Origin of the sequence: Pseudomonas sp. 3MA1 (genome assembly GCF_029237275.1) — a bacterium.
GTDB classification, from domain to species: Bacteria; Pseudomonadota; Gammaproteobacteria; order Pseudomonadales; family Pseudomonadaceae; genus Aquipseudomonas; species Aquipseudomonas fluorescens_AP.
Genome location: NZ_JAACFX010000001.1, coordinates 812,808 through 831,901, shown reverse-complemented (window position 1 = coordinate 831,901; position 19,094 = coordinate 812,808). Strand labels below are relative to the sequence as shown.

18 protein-coding genes and 1 tRNA gene are annotated in these 19,094 nt (G+C 56.1%); 7 read left to right on the top strand and 12 right to left on the bottom strand.

The features are described from left to right. Window positions 1-5: 5 nt before the first annotated feature. The 8 genes from GWQ44_RS04000 to GWQ44_RS03965 all read right to left on the bottom strand — a co-directional run bounded on the left by GWQ44_RS04000 (window position 6) and on the right by GWQ44_RS03965 (window position 6,839). Window positions 6-701: an HAD-IA family hydrolase gene (locus tag GWQ44_RS04000; RefSeq protein ID WP_199009527.1), complete on the bottom strand. Its 696-nt coding sequence runs from the start codon at window positions 699-701 to the stop codon at window positions 6-8. 152 nt (window positions 702-853) lie between these two features. Further along, on the bottom strand, window positions 854-1,015 hold the full coding sequence (locus tag GWQ44_RS03995) for a hypothetical protein (RefSeq protein ID WP_020372529.1): 162 nt from the start codon (window positions 1,013-1,015) through the stop codon (window positions 854-856). Window positions 1,016-1,123: 108 nt separating this feature from the next. Beyond that, window positions 1,124-1,489 carry a glycine zipper domain-containing protein gene (locus GWQ44_RS03990; protein ID WP_047302868.1) on the bottom strand — a complete coding sequence of 122 codons (366 nt, stop codon included), beginning with the start codon at window positions 1,487-1,489 and terminating at the stop codon, window positions 1,124-1,126. A gap of 398 nt (window positions 1,490-1,887) precedes the next feature. Then, a complete protein-coding gene (locus GWQ44_RS03985) occupies window positions 1,888-2,328 on the bottom strand; it encodes a hypothetical protein (protein ID WP_016964336.1) in 441 nt (146 codons plus the stop codon). 461 nt (window positions 2,329-2,789) lie between these two features. After that, window positions 2,790-2,981: a hypothetical protein gene (locus tag GWQ44_RS03980; RefSeq protein WP_275926679.1), complete on the bottom strand. Its 192-nt coding sequence runs from the start codon at window positions 2,979-2,981 to the stop codon at window positions 2,790-2,792. 494 nt (window positions 2,982-3,475) lie between these two features. After that, window positions 3,476-3,862 (bottom strand): hypothetical protein, encoded by a 387-nt coding sequence (locus GWQ44_RS03975; RefSeq protein ID WP_275926678.1) that lies wholly within the window; start codon window positions 3,860-3,862, stop codon window positions 3,476-3,478. Between the two features lie 53 nt (window positions 3,863-3,915). Further along, the gene (locus tag GWQ44_RS03970; protein ID WP_275926677.1) at window positions 3,916-5,631 is read right to left on the bottom strand and encodes a hypothetical protein; all 1,716 of its coding nucleotides are present in this window, start codon (window positions 5,629-5,631) and stop codon (window positions 3,916-3,918) included. 32 nt (window positions 5,632-5,663) lie between these two features. Further along, a complete protein-coding gene (locus GWQ44_RS03965) occupies window positions 5,664-6,839 on the bottom strand; it encodes a dsDNA nuclease domain-containing protein (protein ID WP_275926676.1) in 1,176 nt (391 codons plus the stop codon). 557 nt (window positions 6,840-7,396) lie between these two features. Here GWQ44_RS03965 and GWQ44_RS03960 point away from each other — a divergent pair. From GWQ44_RS03960 to GWQ44_RS03945, 4 genes are all read left to right on the top strand, one after another. Next, entirely contained in the window at window positions 7,397-8,035 is a 639-nt protein-coding gene (locus GWQ44_RS03960) for a recombinase family protein (RefSeq protein WP_275926675.1), read from the top strand. 692 nt (window positions 8,036-8,727) lie between these two features. Continuing rightward, window positions 8,728-9,756 (top strand): ParB N-terminal domain-containing protein, encoded by a 1,029-nt coding sequence (locus tag GWQ44_RS03955; RefSeq protein ID WP_275926674.1) that lies wholly within the window; start codon window positions 8,728-8,730, stop codon window positions 9,754-9,756. A 104-nt stretch (window positions 9,757-9,860) separates the two neighbouring features. Then, window positions 9,861-10,406: a ribonuclease H gene (locus GWQ44_RS03950; RefSeq protein WP_275926673.1), complete on the top strand. Its 546-nt coding sequence runs from the start codon at window positions 9,861-9,863 to the stop codon at window positions 10,404-10,406. Between the two features lie 267 nt (window positions 10,407-10,673). Then, complete coding sequence (locus GWQ44_RS03945; RefSeq protein WP_275926672.1) at window positions 10,674-10,979, top strand: type II toxin-antitoxin system prevent-host-death family antitoxin; 306 nt, start codon at window positions 10,674-10,676, stop codon at window positions 10,977-10,979. 91 nt (window positions 10,980-11,070) lie between these two features. On the opposite strand, the gene GWQ44_RS03940 is transcribed toward GWQ44_RS03945, so the two are convergent. Then, a complete protein-coding gene (locus GWQ44_RS03940; RefSeq protein ID WP_275926671.1) occupies window positions 11,071-12,789 on the bottom strand; it encodes a site-specific integrase in 1,719 nt (572 codons plus the stop codon). Window positions 12,790-12,898: 109 nt separating this feature from the next. Continuing rightward, window positions 12,899-12,988: transfer RNA gene (locus GWQ44_RS03935), tRNA-Ser, on the bottom strand. A gap of 318 nt (window positions 12,989-13,306) precedes the next feature. Here GWQ44_RS03935 and GWQ44_RS03930 point away from each other — a divergent pair. From GWQ44_RS03930 to GWQ44_RS03920, 3 genes are all read left to right on the top strand, one after another. Beyond that, on the top strand, window positions 13,307-13,996 hold the full coding sequence (locus tag GWQ44_RS03930) for a crotonase/enoyl-CoA hydratase family protein (protein ID WP_016964998.1): 690 nt from the start codon (window positions 13,307-13,309) through the stop codon (window positions 13,994-13,996). Window positions 13,997-14,209: 213 nt separating this feature from the next. Next, window positions 14,210-14,932, top strand: a complete 723-nt coding sequence (locus GWQ44_RS03925) for a 1-acylglycerol-3-phosphate O-acyltransferase (RefSeq protein ID WP_016964997.1) — start codon at window positions 14,210-14,212, stop codon at window positions 14,930-14,932. A gap of 152 nt (window positions 14,933-15,084) precedes the next feature. Further along, entirely contained in the window at window positions 15,085-16,056 is a 972-nt protein-coding gene (locus GWQ44_RS03920; RefSeq protein WP_016964996.1) for a magnesium and cobalt transport protein CorA, read from the top strand. Between the two features lie 41 nt (window positions 16,057-16,097). On the opposite strand, the gene GWQ44_RS03915 is transcribed toward GWQ44_RS03920, so the two are convergent. Further along, window positions 16,098-16,820, bottom strand: coding sequence for an amidotransferase (locus GWQ44_RS03915; RefSeq protein ID WP_016964995.1), 723 nt, complete (start codon window positions 16,818-16,820; stop codon window positions 16,098-16,100). Window positions 16,821-16,925: 105 nt separating this feature from the next. Beyond that, complete coding sequence (locus GWQ44_RS03910) at window positions 16,926-19,070, bottom strand: 3-hydroxyacyl-CoA dehydrogenase NAD-binding domain-containing protein (RefSeq protein WP_275926670.1); 2,145 nt, start codon at window positions 19,068-19,070, stop codon at window positions 16,926-16,928. Between the last annotated feature and the right edge of the window lie 24 nt (window positions 19,071-19,094).

Genomic DNA, 19,094 nt, shown 5'->3' with positions numbered 1-19,094 from the left:
CCCGCTCAGTCCCAGATCAGATGGGGCAATCCGCAGGTCGCAGGCTCAAAGCCCTTGAGCGAACGCAGAATCCTGTCGGCATGGGCAAACTTGGCATCGGCCATGGCCGGATCGGGAACTGCGATCACGCTCATGCCCGCGGCCCTGGCAGCGGTCACGCCAAACGGCGAATCCTCGAATACCAGGCACTCCTGCGGCGCCACGCCGAGGCGTCGGGCGGCGGTGAGGAAGATGTCCGGCGCCGGCTTGGCCGCGGTCACTTCCGGATCATCGGCGGTGACGATGGTGTCGAACAGTGCGAACCAGTCGCCATGACGCGTGGTTTTCTCGCCAAAGGACATCTGCGACGAACTGGTGCCCACCGCAATCGGGATCTGGTGATCCTTCAGGTGGCGCACCAGTTGCTGGGCGCCCGGCATGGCTTCGGCGCGGGGAAAGCGCTCACGCATCAATGGCTCGCGCATGACCAGGAACTCCTCGGCGCTGATGGGCAGGTCCAGAGCCTGCACCACGTAGCGCGCCAGATCAGCGGCCCCGCGACCGATGATGTTCTGCTTGATGGTCCAGTCGTAGGTGCGGCCATAACGCTCGGCGATCAACTGGGTGATCTCGGTGTAGATGCCCTCGGTGTCGAGAAGCAGGCCATCCATGTCGAAAATCACCGCCTTGATCGGCCCCAAATCGTTCAACTGTGCATTCATCGCATCGGATCCGTTAGCAAAAGTACATTCCAGAGAGCGGCTCAGATACGGCCCGTGTTCTTGGCAACGCGTCAATTAAAGGGTTCAGCAGCATAGCGGCGGGGCTGGGTCAGGAGCAACCAAGGGGCATGGCAAAGGTCGAGGGGGATGCATCAGGCATCGTCCGTGGATTGGTCCTCCTGCACTTGGGGCGCCTCTTGCAACGGCACTTGTGCATCGTCCATCAAGGAGCCCGGATCTTCGTTGCCCGGGTCATTGATCACCTGCGGTTCTGCGGCGGGTGGCGGGGTAGTGCCTGGAGTCTCGTGGGGCATGATCGTCTCCTGGAACATCGGGGCTGGCACCCTTGAGTATGGTGAAGCCTGGAACTGCGCGCACAAAAAACCCGGCGCATGGCCGGGTTTCTTTGCAGACCGCGACGATCAATGACGCTTCTTGTGGCCCATGCTGCTGCCCAGGGCTCCGCCCGCCGCGCCGCCGATACCGGCGCCCACGGTGGAGCCGGTGCTGCCGCCCAGGCGATTGCCGATCAGCGAACCGCCTGCCGAGCCCAGGCCGCCGCCAATCGCCGCTTTGGCCCGGCTGCCTTTGCGCGCACCTGCCGCACTGCCGGCCGCCCCGGCCACGCCCGCACCAATGGCTGCCCCGGTGCTGCCACCGAGCTGCTGCCCGACCACGTTGCCCAGCGCGCCGCCCAGGCCACCACCGATGGCTGCGGTGCCGTCACCGGCCATTGCGCCTTGAGCCAGCAGAAGTCCCACAACCAGGGCAGGTAAAGTTGAACGCATGACTTGAACCTCAAAAAAAGACTGTGGAACCGACTTGTAAGACCAGCGCCGCCCCGCTCCAGAAGCGGCGTCACGGCAACACCAGGTTGCTCTCCGGTGGCTTGGACAGCTGATTTTAAAAGAGTTTTATCACCGCGCAAAAAAAAGCCCGCTGGGGAACGGGCTAGGGGTATTGCGTTTAACGGATGGCTTGAGCGTACTCAGGCAGATGTGAAGATTCTGTGAAAAGACACTGCCAATGGGAGCAACACTGACAGATCCTTTGCCTCACCAAATCCCGAGGCATCTTCAGCTCACCAGACTGAAGATGTTCAGGCCAGACCAGCAGCCAGCAACCCTTGGAAAACTGCTGCTGCAACGATCCGGCCTCCACCCGAGACGCTCATGTGCAGCAAAAATCAACGAATGCTGCGGATGCTGCCTTTATTGCCTTTGACCGTGACCGAGACTTTCTTGAAGACAAAGTAGTTTTCTTCGTTCACTTCATAACGCGGAGCAACGATCAGGTCCGCGCCCGACGATTTGACAGCCTTGTAGGCTGCTGCGGACTTGACCGAGCTGACCGGGTCAAAGCCCAGGCCGCCCAGCGCACCACCACCATCACCGCCATAAGCCACACCGTCAGCAAACTGGCTATCGCCACCAAACTGCAGGAAGCCAAACAGGATGTTCACCGAGGACTGACCCGAGATCGCCTCGCCCACTGCCACGTCGGCCTTCAAGTCAGCCTTGACCTGACTGTCGATGGGCGAAGATGGCTGGCTGATGTTGTAGCTGGTGCAACCAGTGGCAGCGGCTACAAGAGTGGAGAGGGCGAGGAGTTTGAAAATAGCTTTCACGTTTATTTCCTTATCGCTTTTCATATAGAGGCATCATCGCTGGATGCACAGCCCCGCTTTAATCGGGATAAGGAACATATCGTCAGTTATAGCTAATTGAGATAAGAAGATTCCCAAAATACAAAAGAACCTTCTTTAACAACCTCTTCGCACTGGCGAGAAACAATTAATACGGCTACTCAAAATCGATAAAAAACTTAATACGCAAACTATCTCGCCACAGGAACATGCCCCTGACCTGCAACACCATTGGCCCCACTTAATACTGGCAGCAGACCGCTCAGGAGCAGCCGCCTGGCCCGAGGAAAAAAGCATCCGCGCCCCCACCCTCTTGGCAACGTCGCGCCCTGAGCAGAGCGTCCACCCGCCCCCGTTGCAACGGCCGTTATTCCAAACCCTGCCCTCGATAATCCGCGGACAATAAAAAGCCCCGCATCTGGCGGGGCTCTCATAACTGACTATTACTTTCTCTTCGGCAATGCCTTGGGAAAAAACATCGTATTACTGGCGACCGGCAGCGGTGCAGTTTTCTTCCTGTTACTCACGCTGACCCGGGATTGATCTTCCGCTTCAAATGCGGCCTGACCACAACGCACCAAGTTGTTGATTGGGAACTCATCCCCGTTGTCTTCGATATAGGCAAGACTCCTCATCTTCCAGCTCCCTCCAACAACCGATCAGTACCGGCAAGCTCCTGATTGCCTGGAAAATACTGACCGTCACGGCAGAACAGACTAGACAGTCATTTGTCGACCTGCCGTTCAAAACCGTCAGACACCGACGAGCGGCCAATGCACCAAGAGGAAAGCTGATCCAGGACACTCTTTCGCGCCCAACCGGAGCGGCGGCAGAGCCTGTCGACGAGACTCACAGAAATCGTCAACGGCCACAGGGCCTGATCAAGCCTGCACGCACGGGCCACAACAGGCGCCGTGGACAGGGCCAGAATGCAAAAAACCCCTGGTTTCTCGGGGAAACCAGGGGTTTTCTGTACATCGAATGTGGCGGTGAAGGAGAGATTCGAACTCTCGATTCTACCAGAACCTCACAAAGCCCAGTGTTTACTGGATTTTTACCTCAACCAATAGAGCAAAGTGTACGCATCACGGGTACACATGAAAAGCCCAGCGCTTACCATCTTATGCGTCTAACCACACGGAAACTCAAATTGCCAGGTCATCTGCAAGCTTAGCGAAACCGGGGCCTTCAGAAATGAAGCTTTCCCGGCTAGGTCCCCGTCGGCATCAAACTTGTTCAGAGCCTTCTTCAACGACAGTACGGCCATCAAACGCAGCTCCTCTGTTTGGAGACTCTGACTTTTAGGGAAGCAAATCGAACCCTTCTGCCCCATGGTCTGTGACGCCAAAGACCCGACCCAAAAAGCTTCGACCATCCCATTCAAGTACATTCTAGCAGCCGCAGCTTGCTCACCTCCCTTATCAAGCCAATTGAGAGTGGCCTTTGTGGAGAGGAAAGCATGAGCCTGCTGGGTGGATAAAGTTAACAACGAAGCGACAAAGAGCTTTTTCAGCATCATTTTCTTCCATGAGCTACTGATCGACCACTAAAAATCAAAAACACAAACGATCAAGAGCGTTCTAAGAACTCTCTTTCCTGAAAAATCAAATATGAGAAAAAATCAAATGTCTTTTTATAATCGCTTTTTATAAGTACTGAAAACTTATCAGCAAGCATTAGTCTCATATCTTCCTCGCCCAACACAACCGAATCTGGAATATCCTCTTCCAAACCCACGATCAATTGTTGACCTGGCACACGATTCCTAATAATAAACTCGGTAACAATCGGCCTATTAATATCATCCTGCGCTTTTTGATGCGGGGAATCGATAACCAAGGGTGGAATAATTTGGGAGGAATACATATTTGCCGTGTGTGCCAAAGAAAAATAATATGCCAATATCGCCCTAGGGCCACCACTCCCACCCTGCTGAGGCTTAACCCTAATATCTCCCTTTCTACTAAGCAAGGACGGCGGCACCTCCAACTCCTCTGCAAACTTAGCATAGAATGAATTGAATGTATCCCTTACCTTTTTCGTATGCTTCTTATCATCCAGGGAACGCAGTTGGCTTTCTAGATCACTCAGCGCATCCTCTTCCTTTGCCTTAGACTTCGAGATTCTTTCAAGTTGAATTTCAAAAGCTGAAAACGCCTTGTCCAATCCGGCTCTATCTATCACCTCGCGAAGGCGAAGGTCGCCACGTGTCTTATCTAAAAGCTCATCAATTTCACTAGCCTGCTTATCTACCAGCAACAGCTTATCCTGCGTCAAAACTTGAGAGCTTTCATAACCAACCATGCGAGCTCTAAAACTAGACTTTAACTCCCTCAACTCATCCGCTTCAGCCTCCAACTTCATCCGCTCATGAAACGAATGCTCATGCGCCGTCCCGCAAGTCGGACAAGTTATATCTTGATTAGAGGGAAGCCCATCTAAAAACAACATATCTTCGGAGTGCGCACTAAGCGCCTCTTCAATTAGCCGAACCTGTGCAGACATGACATTTATGGATGTTGTGGTATCGGTTGCTTGGCGACGCAACTCACTTTGATCTTTCGCTAATTTGTCAGCGCGCTCTTCTAGCTCTTTGAGATCTTTACGGAAAGCTAGCGCATCACGAAACCACGGCGTTTTCGGAAATTGCTCTGCCAGGCGCGAGCGTGTATTTGAAAGCAATCGCAACTCATGAGACAAGTCTTCAATGGTTTTTTTTGTTAATGCGACCTTTCCCCACGTCTCCCAGTAAACGGGAGCCCTAGCTCCTAATGCAATGTCTAAGGTTGCTTTCTCCCACTGCTTGAACTCACCTAGAGCCTGAAAGGTTCTCCATGGCGCGTCCCAACTACCATCTTGATCTACAAAGAAAGGTACAAAAAAAAAGGCCGGCCTAGCTGTTTTAATTTCACCATCCTGCGCCATTAAGGGAAGAGTAAAACCCACGAGACTACTGAAATGATCTCGCAACTCCCCCCCATCAGAGGTAGACCATAGCACCTGTAGTGATGCATCAAACAGCGTATGAATACCTTCTCGGTACAGAATTAAATAGTGTTTTTCTTCTACAGAGAACTCGACCGCCGATATAGTATCCTGCCGCCACTCTTTTCCATAAGGGCGAGTTTTGCACCCGAACGCTGTAAAGAGATTTCTGACAATTGTAGACTTACCAGTATGGTTAGTCCCTATGAGGGCGTTCACGCTTTCCCGAAACTCGATCAATCGGGCCTTCTGATCTAGCTCTGAGAGTAGCCAGAGATTTATGAATCGAAAGCTTTTCATCGTTTTTCATCCGTAAATTACGTACAAGCCGCCTAAGATTGCTGGTCGACATAAATCACCGCCAATAGAGCTGTTGCTAAAACTGTAATAGAAGGAAGAGCATCCCCTCTGTTTTTTAATTCAGCTCCTATAGAATCTTGAACAACACCAAGAAGTTCCCGATACTCCGCAATACTCGAATTGTGCTCCGCAGAACTCAAGGCTGCATCCCAACATACAACTTCTTTAGTCTGCGGTGAATTTACCATTTGGATCTGTAAGCGATTAGCCTCAACGTGTAATTTATCTGCTGCCCTCGGCTGCATACCTTCAATTTTCAAAGAGCCAATCACAGTATCTAAAGCAGTGGCGAACGGCTTGGTCTTCGCATATTTCTCAATCAGCTCACAGAAAGCATCGCGCGTAAAACCTTTCTTATCTATAAGCTCTGAAAGCGTCTGTCCTGTCTTCGGCCCCGAGCCAGCAGAAAACAACTCTAAAAGGTTTTCTTGAATTCTTCCAGAAACACTTGGAAGAGTGGGGTATTTAGAACTAAGCAATTCATCAATAAGACCCCGCACGGTTTCTCGCATTGAAGACGGCGACACTATTGACTGCTCTAGACTTAAAGCAGTCAAATGCGCAACTGAGCTACCTTTCAACTCTTTCACCAACCTCGACTTCACGTATTCCAAGTCATCCGTGTGCAGAGCCGATAACGAGCAACGAGAATTTGAAGGTATCGGGACACCCAAAGCATCATTCAAATCATAACCAGCGTTGGAGACAAATACACCATGGACACTTGCAATACTAGAAAGCCTTTCAACACAAAGATGAAGCTTCCCCAATGGCGATCTACCTGCTAGCTTTTTATTCGTCTGGAGCTTTGGAGCGACAGCATCTTCGACAGGAATTTCATCTGCTTTTTTGAGAGACTCTTTTTTTGTAAGCGCGGATTTACTCCAGTTGCCTTTACTTTTTTTCTTAACTTGATACAGGGTTGCCGTCGTGGGCATCGCTGCTTTATCTAGAACAGCAACATCCTGAAGATACTCAAATAGCAGTACGTAATCAGGTGTGTTTTTTGTTTCCATTTCCACTAGCAACGCCATTGCCCAGTAACGAGCGTAGTCCACCCCTTCGTTATTATTTTCTCCGCCGATTTCATTTATTTCAGGGTCGTTTAGAATGGCGGACCAACGATCCTGTGAGAAGGAGGTGCTCACGGATTAATATCCTTTGGTACGGGAAGTCGGGGCCGGTAAGTCACTATGTACGCCAACTGGATCTCCTTTTCGTGTGACATAGTCGGGTCAACCTGGCTGCGGACCATGCGCAAGCTAGATGACTCTACTTTATTTCGGACACCCTACGCTACAGATAGCATTAAATGGCCAGCCCTGGCAAAAACAGCCCTTGTGTCAGACATAGCCCTCAAACGCGGCATCAAACGCAACGCCAAGCAAGTTTTAGGCAAAAAAATCTGTCTGACTTTAGTATTCAATGCCGCAACTACTTTCCCCCCTCTACCCATCAATCGCCACCTGAACCTAATCGTATAGTTAACAGGAATACCCTTCCTCATTCCGAGAACAACCAAGCACGCTCACTTACGCTTTGGTCGATCCATGGCCCAACCATTGGCTTACCTCGTAGTCGCAAGGGTATACCTGGTCAACCACGGTGAGAGGCGTGACCCGTTGTGCTCGTTTAGATCCTGTTGACCACTATTGAGACCACACCTATAGTGACCACACTTCTACGACCACAGGGGCTTTACTTCATGTTCATCCGTGCCTATCTCCGCGCCTCCACCGCCGAACAGGACGCCACCAGAGCCAAGCAGTCGTTGGTGGACTTTGCCAAGCAGCACGGGCACGCCATCGCCACGACCTATACTGAGAACGTAAGCGGAGCCTCTCTACAGCGGCCTGAGCTTTTCCGTCTCCTGGAAGACGCCTACCCAGGGGACGTTCTCCTGGTCGAACAGGTAGACCGGCTATCACGCCTGACCGAGGCTGACTGGCAGAAGCTCCTGGCGGTAATCAAGGATAAGGGCGTGAAGGTCGTGTCACTGGACTTGCCGACGTCACACATGGCGATGGCGCCGACGAATACGAACAATGCCGCTGACGCCTTCACAGGGCGCGTCATAGAGGCCGTCAACGCCATGTTGTTGGACATGCTCGCCGCTGTAGCAAGGAAGGACTACGAAGATCGTCTACGGCGTCAGCGGCAGGGCATTGAGAAGGCCAAGAACGAAAAGCGCTACGTGGGTAAGTCCATTGACCAAGACAAGCACAAGCGCATTCTGGCGTGCCTGGCTAAAGGTATGGGCATCCGGGAAACCGCATCAGCTACCGGCACCAGTACGGCGACAGTACAGCGCGCCAAGAAGCTCCAGATAGCTGCCAGCCAGTAAGAGGCTATGGGCGTTTATGGCCATTTGCCACAAATAGAACCGGAACCGGGTCTATGAGAGCGTAGCTAGGGCCCGTAGTTGCGGGGCTACAGGTCATAGAATCAACGATATCACACTTGAGAAACAGACTGTTTCGAACTGGTCCTGGCTGTTAAAAAAGTGCACTCGATGAACCCGGAGTGCACTTCGAAATGGCGAAGAATGGAAAGGTAAAAAACAGTATGAAGCCTAAAGGCGGGCTCGTTGGTTGGGTGGGGCAGGACAATCCCTATACGACCCAAGATACTGCCAATCCTTGTATAACCCCTATCAAGAATGACCCCACATTGATGCCTAACCCTGTATAGCAAAGCTGTACGGGGCGCCTGCGCTTCTATCAACTCAGGAACTTTACCCAATGAAAGCGAAGCTCCCGGACACTCTTGTCCGCTTCAACGTACACATGCGCCGCGACCAGGTCGGCAGACTAGTCCAACTCGCCAACCAGATGACCACAATGAAGAGGCGCGATGTGCGTCTTGGGGAGGCACTAGAGGTCGCCTTGGTCGCAAGCCTGGCCTGGACCGACAACGACTTAATGGGCTTGGTCGTACCCGACCGCGCCGCCGACCACTGGCTCAAGATTGGCCCTGTAAACAGACGCGGCGGGCAGGTATTACTGCCGTCAGCTCTAACACACTGAGGCTGCTGCAATGGGAACACTTACCACGCAGCAGTCTGTAACCATCGCGCTGGACGCAATTGTCACCGACAAGCGCCTTCAGAACCGCAATGTCGGAATGCAGAAGTTCAAGGAGTACAGCGACGGCAAACGGTACAAAGGCCACATCGCAGACCTTAGCCGCAGCATGCGCACAAAGGGCCAACTAACCCCTTTGTTAGTGGTTGCTTCGGACGAGGGCTGCCAGTGGGCGCTAGCAGAGGGGGCTGACAGGGCGCACCCAGTACCCTCGAAGTTCTTCCTAGTCGACGGCCACCACCGCCTGGAGGCACTTCAACGAGTAGGCATTCCCACAGCGCTAGTTACCGTTCTTCCTGGTCTTGGCTTTTTAGATGCTCTTGATGCGTGCCGACTTTCAAACCAGGACATTGTCCAGGGCATGAGCCCTGACGAACGAACTGAAAACGCTTGGTCAGCAATGAACCAGGAGCGGGACACCTACCGCCGGTTAGCTGTCAAGGAGGCGGCAGAAGTCCTGGGAGTGTCTGAGTCAACTATCAAACGCTTCCGGGCAGCTGTCCGTCAGGATGGAATTGATGCGGGCAAGATTGACACCAATGCCAGCAAGGAAAAGATCGACATGCAACTACTGGCCTACTGGGGGCGCGCTGCGAGAAAGCACCTTGCAGTGGTCAGTTGGCGGACGCACAAACAGGCGCGCCGCAAGCCCTCTAGCCAAGCAAGCGCCGCTGCAATGCGCCACAAGATCAAGATGGCAGTAGTTCAGACGGTCCTGGGTACTGACGGTGAATATGATCCTACGGACGTTCTCCGAGCATTAGTCGAGTTGGGTGAGCATGCCCAGCGCCCCAATGCCATTGAGTACCTAATCAACAAATTCAAGCCCAAGATCAGTCAGCCTGTGTTGGGCGACGACAACGATGATGACGGTATGGAAGACCTGGAGTACGCCCGGTTGCAAGACGCAGTGGCCGCCTTGAATACCCAGCGGTATGCAGAGCCACAGGCTGGCAGCACAAAACCCATTGCCGAACTGTAACCAGAGCTCCAGGTAAGGGGGTCTCAGAGCCCTGAATCACCTACAGCCGCCGTAAAACAAGGCTTCCGAGAATTTAACTAGCGGGCATAAGCCGGGGAATACCTATGGCTTACGGCGAAGCCATGCCCGCGAAACTACCAGCATGGGAACGCGACATGACCTCTATCAGCTACATAATTCACACAGACGGTTCTTGTATGAGCAACGGAACCCAATTCGCCAAGGGTGGATATGGAGCGGTTCTCCGACGCAGTGATGGTGCTGTACTGGAGATAGCCGGACCTTTGAATGACGGAATAACCCCGACCTCGCCGCGTGCCGAAATGGTAGCGGTCATTCGTGCTTTGCAGCGGCTCAAGGCCCCTTCAGTAGTAACGCTGTACTGCGACAATGAAATGGTAGTGAAAGGTGTTAATGAATGGCTTCCAGGTTGGAAAGCTAAGGGGTGGAAAAGGAAAAAGAATAAGCCTGTCGAAAACGTGGACCTCTGGGAGGCTATTGACGCGTTAGTTCAGTATCACCAAGTCACCTTCGTGTGGGTGAGAGGTCATACAGGCAATGCGGACAACGAGCGAGCGGACGTTCTAGCCAGTCGTGGGTGTTTGGGGGAGCGCATTGACTACCGCCAGGAGGCGCAACTAGCAACATAAGACCCTTGGCTTGTTGCACGTGAGGATGCACCAGGAGGGGACGTGTGCACTCCCCTGTAGTTTTAGTGGCGGAGGGAAGCGCCAGGGAAGGCCTGCCCTAGCGCAAACCGTGGGGGCTAGCACCTTCTGCCGCAAACTGCTTGGTCGGTGCTGGCCACGCTCAAGTGCATCCAGTTATGCAAGCCTTTACTTGGGAAGTAGGCGCCAACGTCAGACACCACCCTCCCCCGACTATCATCAAGTAGTAAACACGGAGTGGAGCTACACATGCACTACATCGATTATGCGGAGCTGGAGGCCAACTTCGAGCATTACGTCGAGCGAGCATATAACGGGGAGGAGATCGTCATCACCCGTGACGGTGAGCCGTTGGTGAAGCTCGTGCCATGCCAGCCGAAGCTACCACGCATCGGGTTCTTGAAAGGTCAGTTCGCTTTTGACGCCGAAGTATTCAGCGCTATGGATAAAGAAGTCGAAGACCTGTTTTATGCGAGCGAGATATTTCCCGAGGACAGCTCCGTCGCAGGACCAGAACCGACCAAGCCAGACAGCAGCGACAAGAACGAGCAGTAACACAGGCTCATGCAGAATGGCGACAGCGTTTACAACTGACCATCTCCCCTAACTTTCGCCTGCTCCCGTCGCTGTAGAGGCCACGGCAAGGCTACTGTAGTAGGCCCGCTTCTTGCGCCAAGCGCGGAAACTTGCACAACTCCTCTGCCATTCGAGCTAAAGGCATATGTCCATAAGACCGCCCAACGGTGCCCCCGCTGTGCCCAGTGATGGCTTCGTGGACGTCATCTGGAATTCCCACACCCCGGCACAAGGTCTTGAATGCATGTCGAAACCCATGCATAGGAGCCGCTGGGCTCTCAAGACCTACGACTTTAGACAGGTAAGGCCCCCAGTGTCTGCCAAAAGATTGGCCGAACTTCCCCCGAGCATCCTGTGCCAACTTCGGAAATAGTTGACCTGACGAAGGTAAAGACGCCACGTAAGCACCGAACCCCAGTGCAAGTAAGTCAGCGTGGAGTGGAACATCCCTCCGGCTACTGGCGGTCTTGACCCGACGGCCATGCCCATCATCAACGTCATCATTGAGAATACTCAGGTAGTGAACCCCATCAGTAGTCTGACGTACGTCACGAACATAGAGCTGGGCCAATTCGTTCTGACGGGCCCCTGTATATGCAGCTAACAGCGGCATCCAGTAAAGCGCTTGACCAAGATCCGTAAAGGGCGGCCTCCAGTTCGCAACGAACACGGGGCTCGACAGGATGGTCTTTATTTCATCCCGACTATAGTCTTTGCGACGGCGACTACCACCAGATTTGATAATGTCGCGCGCCACACGCTTTGATACCCCAGAATCGACAATGGGGTTCACCTGAATCCAGCCCATATCCTTAGCGAACGTCAGTATCGACGACATAGCCCGAAGACGCTTCTTTGCGGTCGCAGGGCTAATGCGTGGCAAGTCCTGGGCATCTGCCAACGCGATTTGCTGAAGGGCGTCAATTCCGCGTATACCCACACCTTTGCTAACCGGAGTTCGGGCCAGCTTCAGCCTGTACTCTTGGGCCAGCTCATTAGTGAAACTGGAAATTGGTACATCACCGAACAATTCGACAAAGTGCTGAACGATGCCCTTGTAGTCATTGAGCGTGGTGTCCGTTGCTGCTCCCCTGCTAGCAATACGGTCAGTCTTGTAGGCATCCCAAACAACCAAAATGGTGCGCCCCTCATGCTTGAACGCCTCAGCACGCTCAAAGGAAAGAGGCGCAACAGGCGCTATTACGGGGGGAGCCACATACCTGCCCCCAGCATCAACACGTGCCAAACAAAGGGTGGACAAGTCACATAAGTGCGACCAGAAAGCTTCGGCCAATTGATTGTGTAAAGGCGTACCTTGCGCAACGAGGGGCAGCTTGTGCTGCTGTAGCACGGCATCAATAGACGGAGCAGTATGCCTAGCAATGTCGGCGTTAGAGTCAGGGTCAACTACCATCTGGTACGTAACAAAGTAACGACCGACTGGCTCCCCGTCTCGCTCATTGAAACCGCCACCATAGGACTCCACCAGCCAGTGCCCGTAATCGCCTGTCGCTTCCAGCCGCGCTAGCTCTTCCCGGAACCACCTGGCAGCTAGCTGCTGAACGTCGTTCGCATCCAGCCGTACGTTACCGTCGTATAGCCCCTGAGCAAGGGCAAACGCTTGGGCGCACTCTTCACTGACGCTGTAAACGCGGCGCATCGCAACCTCACAGTCCTTGGTGCCCAAGCTGCGCTTCCACTCACGCTTCCCCATGATGGGAATCAAATGCGGGGGAACCTTGCGTCTGAACTGATAAACCCCACGGGAATCCAGGGTAGGTCGGGTCATAGCTAAAACCATGCGGTGTACTCGTCCGGTGTACGCATTTCGGGCGAGCTTTGAAGGAGCCAGACAGCAAAAAGCCCCGGAGCTGTTAACTACCGGGGCTTTGCGAATGTGGCGGTGAAGGAGAGATTCGAACTCTCGATACAGTTTCCTGTATACACACTTTCCAGGCGTGCTCCTTAAGCCACTCGGACACTTCACCGTGTCTCGTCAAACCGATTCAGTCTGTCGAGGCGCGCTAATGTAGTCGATAGCTTTTCAGATGGCAAACTTTTTTTTCAGAATTTTCATGCGCTTAAGATCGATCCGTCGTGGCAGGGGGCTCGGCCCCAGCGGCAACACGGCAAACCGGCCATTCTTCAGCCTTGCCTCGCGTTATATAGAAGAAAGCAGGCATGGCCGGCAGCGCCGTGCAGGCCGATACCCGGCCTTGTGCCTGACTCATCAGTCAGTCACGGCGCTTTACCAGATCGGTCGTGGTGGGTAACTTCTGCTGCACTTCAATACAAGGAATTGCGTCATGAGTGAGTTGATTTCATACCATCTCGAAGACGGTATCGCGACCCTGACCTTGAGCAATGGCAAGGTCAATGCCATCTCCCCGGACGTGATTGCCGCTTTCAACGCCGCGCTGGATCAGGCCACCGCCGATCGCGCAGTGGTGATCATCACCGGTCAGCCGGGCATTCTCTCCGGCGGTTACGACCTGAAGGTGATGACAGCCGGCCCCAAAGAAGCCGTGGCGCTGGTAACCCAAGGCTCGACCCTGGCCCGCCGCCTGCTGTCCCACCCGTTCCCGGTGATCGTTGCCTGCCCGGGTCACGCGGTGGCCAAGGGCGCCTTCCTGTTGTTGTCGGCGGATTACCGTATCGGTGTGGACGGCCCCTTCAGCATCGGCCTGAACGAAGTGCAGATCGGCATGACCATGCATCACGCCGGCATCGAGCTGGCCCGCGACCGTCTGCGGCGTTCGGCCTTCCATCGTTCGGTGATCAACGGCGAGATGTTTGACCCGCAAGGCGCGGTGGATGCCGGCTTCCTCGACAAGGTGGTGAGCGCCGAGGAACTGCAAGGCGCAGCCCTGGCCGCGGCACGCCAGTTGAAGAAGATCAACATGCTGGCCCACAAGAACACCAAGCTGAAGGTGCGCAAGGCTCTGCTGGACACCCTCGACAACGCCATCATCCTCGACCAGGAACACATGGGCTGAATCGCCTGTGTCGAATGAATCGGCCCGACCTGTGTGTCGGGCTTTTTCTTGCCTGGCGGAAATGAACAGCCAAAGGCCTCTGCAGCGCCGCTGACAGCGGTTTGCGGAAACATGTACTTAAACATCGCCCATCTCCCGGCTGAGAGCGGCAATTGCCGAAAACAGTGCACATCCGTACACTGCGCCACCTTTTGTCCCCGGTGGGCCGTTTTGATGCTGTATCTGTTTCGTATGTCGCTGATGGGCCTGCACTTTATCCTTGCCGGAAGCCTGGGCCTGCTGCTTGGACTGTGCCGCCCGTTCAACCCGGACAACAGTCGCCTGTGCGCCCGCCTCTACGCCTGGCCGGCCATGTGCATCCTGCGCCTGCGGGTCAAGGCCGAAGTCGGGCCGTTGATGGACAAGCCTGAAAGCTGCGTGATCATCGCCAACCACCAGTCCAATTACGATTTGTTCGTGTTCGGCAACGTGGTGCCACGACGCACGGTGTGCATCGGCAAGAAGAGCCTGAAATGGGTGCCGCTGTTCGGCCAGCTGTTCTGGCTGGCGGGCAATGTCCTGATCGATCGCGGCAACCCGCACAAGGCGCGGCGCTCCATGCTCACCACCACCCATACGCTGCAGCACAAGGACACCTCGATCTGGGTGTTCCCCGAAGGCACCCGCAACCTCGGCGAGGATCTGCTGCCGTTCAAGAAGGGGGCGTTCCAGATGGCCATCGCCGCTGGCGTGCCGATCGTGCCGGTGTGTGTCAGCAGCTACATCAAGCACATGCGCCTGAACCGCTGGAACAGCGGCCAGATCCTGATCCGTTCGCTGCCGGCGATTCCCACCGCCGGGCTGACCATGGACGACATGCCGCGACTGATCGCCCAGTGTCGCGAGCAGATGCGCGAATGCATCGCCCACATGGATCGCCAACTGCAAGCCGCCTGAACCGCAAGCCCGCCCCGATGCCTGCAAGCCCGCCCCGTGCGGGCTTTGATTTGTCTGCGAACTCCAGCTCCGGCAGTGACTCTGATGCTGCATTGCAGGCTAAGCTGCTGATTTGTAACCGCCCCATTGATAAGAAGAAGTGAAGCAGAGCCATGGGTAGAGTTGTTGCTGCCGCCGTGTACAGCGGCGGAAAGAAAGTCACCGATATCAGCCTTGACGAAGGGGCTGCCTGGGCCGCGAAACCCGGCCACTTCGTGTGGATCGGCCTGGAGGAGCCCAATGCTCACGAACTGGCCAATCTGCAACGCCAGTTCAACCTGCATGAACTGGCCATTGAAGACGCGCTGGAGAAGCACAGCCGCCCCAAGCTGGAAACCTTTGGCGACGCCTTGTTCATCGTCACTTATTCACCGGTGCGCACCGAGGGCAAGCTGGAGTTCATCGAAACCCACATCTTTGCCGGCAAGGGCTACATCATCACCGCGCGCAACGGCCACTCGGCCTCCTATGGCTATGTACGCCAGCGTTGCGAGGCGCGCCCCCTGCTGCTGGAGCACGGCGAGGACTTCGTCCTGTATGCGCTGCTGGATTTCGTCACCGAGAACTACCAGCCGGTCAGTGAAGCCATCCACGGCGAGATCGACGAACTGGAACGCAACGTCCTGTGCAATTCGCTGAACGAGCGGGATATCCAGAACCTCCACGGCCTGCGCCGCGACGTGCTGCGCCTGCGCCGCTATGTCGCGCCCATGGTGGAGATCAGCGAGGAGCTGCAGAAACTCAGCTTTCCGTTCATCGACAAGAACATGCGGCCGTATTTCCGTGACGTGCAGATTCACGTCACCCGGCAGATGGAAGATTTGTCGACCCTGCGCGACATCGCCAGCCAGACCATCGAGATCGGCGTGCTGCTGGAGGCGTCACGGCAAAGCATCGTGCAGCGCAAGTTCGCCGCCTGGGCGGCGATCCTGGCGTTTCCCACCGCGGTGGCGGGGATTTACGGGATGAACTTCCAGAACATGCCGGAGCTGAGCTGGCACTACGGCTACTTCGGCGTGCTGGGTTTTATCAGCGTGGGCTGTATCAGCCTGTGGGCCAGCTTCAAGCGTTCCGGCTGGCTCTAGGGCAATGGGCCCTGGGCGCGAACGCCAGGGCCCCGGCAAGGTCATGCGGCTTCGGGTTTGTGGGCGACGAAGCGCATCATCCATTCCGCAACGGTGGTGCCGTGGTGCTCGTGTTCGAGACTGGCCAGGCCCTTCTGGTAGATCTTCTCGCCAAGAAACTCCTGGCGCAGATCCAGCAGCGCCCGGGAGTAGTCGTGGATGAACTCAGGGTGACCCTGGAAACACAGCACCTGGTCATTGATGTGATAGGCGGCATAGGGGCAGAAATCGCTGGAGGCGATCACTGTGGCGTTTTCCGGTAGCGCGGTGACCTGATCCTGGTGGCTGATCAACAGCGTCAACTCCTCCACCACCGGGCTCATCCACGGCGCCTTGGCGGCCAGCTTGTAGCTATGGGTGCCCACGCCCCAGCCCTGACTCGCCCGCTCGCTCTTGCCCCCCAGCAACAGCGCCAGCAACTGATGGCCGAAGCAGATGCCCAGCAGCTTGTCACCACGCTCGTAGCGGCCCAGCAGATAGGTCTTGAGGGTTTGAATCCAGGGGTCGGTGCCGAAGGAGTCGGCCTTGCTGCCGGTCACCAGGTAAGCGTCGAACTCCAGCTCGTCGCTGGGGTAATCGCCCTGCACCACGTTGTAGACGCTGAACTGCGCAGCAATGGGTTGCTGGGAAAACAGGCGCTGGAACATCTGCCCGTAACCCTGATATTGATCGACCAGTTCGGGACGCAGGATATCGGTTTCAAGAATGCAGATGCGTAGCGACATAAAAAATTCCTGACAAGGTGATGGCAATAATGAACAGCCCAGAGCCTGCCTTGAAATACCACGGCAAGGCAAGCCCCGGGACCACTCATTGGCTGCCGGTCAACCTCAGAACAACTGCCCCTGGCGAGCCTTCTCCAGGAGCAGGGTCGGCGGGGCGAATCGCTCACCGTATTGCTGCGCCAGATACTGCGCCCGGGCGACGAAATCCTTCACCCCGTACTGGTTGATGAACTGCAGGGCACCGCCGCTCCAGGCGGCGAAACCGATGCCGAAGATCGAGCCGATATTGGCGTCCGCCGTGGACTGCAATACCCCCTCCTCCAGGCAACGCACGGTTTCGATGGCCTGAATGAACAGCAGGCGGTCGCGCACGTCCTGGGGCGAGATCTGCCCATCGGCGCGATAGAAGCGCGAGTGCAACTGCGGCCACAAGTGCTTCTGGCCACCGGCCGGGTATTCGTAGAAACCACCGCCGGCGGCCTTGCCCGCACGCTTGCAGTCATTGAGCAACTGGTCGATCACGGCAAACGCCGGATGCTCGACAGGCGCCTTGCCTTCAGCCCGCAGGTCCTTGGCGGTCTGCTGACGGATGTGACTCATCAGGCTCAGGGAGACTTCATCGGAAATCGCCAGCGGCCCCACCGGCATCCCGGCCTTGCGCGCCTCGGTTTCGATCAACGGCGCCGCAATGCCTTCGCCGAGCATGGCGATGCCTTCGTTGGTGAAGGTGCCGAACACCCGGGAGGTAAAGAAACCGCGACTGTCGTTGACCACGATCGGGGTCTTGTTGATCTGCAGCACGAAGTCGAACCCACGGGCCAGGGTTGCATCGCTGGTCTGCGCGCCCTTGATGATTTCCACCAGGGGCATCTTGTCCACCGGGCTGAAGAAGTGCAGGCCGATGAACTTATCCGGATTCGGCACCGCCGTGGCCAGCCCGGTGATGGGCAGGGTCGAAGTGTTGGATGCAATCACCGCTTCACCGCCGACCACCTGCTGCGCGGCCCGGGACACCGTGGCCTTGAGCTCGCGATCCTCGAACACCGCCTCGATGATCAGGTCGCAACCGGCCAGGTCGGCGTCCTCGGCGGTGGTACGGATTCGTGCCAGGATCGCCTCACGCTGCTCGCGGCTCAGTTGCCCGCGAGCCAGCTTTTTCTCCAGCAGCGCCGCCGAGTGGGCCTTGCCCTTCTCGGCCGCCTCGACACTGATGTCCTTGAGCACCACCTCGATGCCCGCCACCGCGCTGACGTAGGCAATCCCCGCCCCCATCATCCCGGCCCCCAGCACCCCGAGTTTGTTCGTGGTCTGCGGCGCGATGCCCTGAGGACGCGAGCCACCGGCATTGATTTCATTGAGCTGGAACCAGAAGGTGCCGATCATGTTCTTCGCCACCTGGCCGGTGGTCAGCTCGGTGAAGTAGCGCGTCTCGATCAGTTGCGCGGTGGCGAAATCCACCTGGGCGCCTTCGACCGCGGCGCACAGGATCTTTTCCGGCGCGGGGAAGCAGCCCTGGGTCTTGGCCCGCAGAATCGACGGGGCAATGGCCAGCATCTGCGCCACTTTCGGGTTGGCCGGCGTGCCGCCGGGGATCTGATAACCGCGCGCATCCCAGGGCTGCTGGGCCGCCGGATTGGCCAGGATCCAGGCCCGAGCCTGGGCCAGCAGGTCGTCACGGTCCGTCGCCAGGGCATCGATCAGGCCAGCTTGCAGCGCCTGCTGCGGGCGCACTTTCTTGCCTTCCAGCAGATACGGCAACGCCTTTTCCAGGCCCAGCAGGCGCACCATGCGCACCACCCCGCCGCCACCGGGCAACAGGCCCAGGGTGACTTCCGGCAGGCCGATCTGTAGCGATTGATCATCCAGGGCCACCCGATGATGGCAGGCCAGGCAGATTTCCCAGCCGCCGCCCAGGGCAGCACCATTGATAGCCGCGACCACCGGTTTACCCAGGGTTTCCAGCGCGCGCAACTGGCCCTTGAGGGTCAGCACCATGTCATAGAAGGCCTTGGCTTGCGGCTTGCCGACCTTGATCAGCTCATTGAGGTCGCCGCCGGCAAAGAAGGTCTTTTTCGCCGAGGTGATGATCACCCCGGCAATCGATTGCTGCTCGGCCTGCAGGCGCGCCACGACACCGGCCATGGCCTCGCGGTACACCGCGTTCATGGTGTTGGCGCTCTGGCCCGGCATATCGATGGTCAGGACGACGATCTGGTCCTGGCCCTTTTCGTAACGGATGGCATCGGTCATGAAGATGGTTCCTTGAAGTCGGGG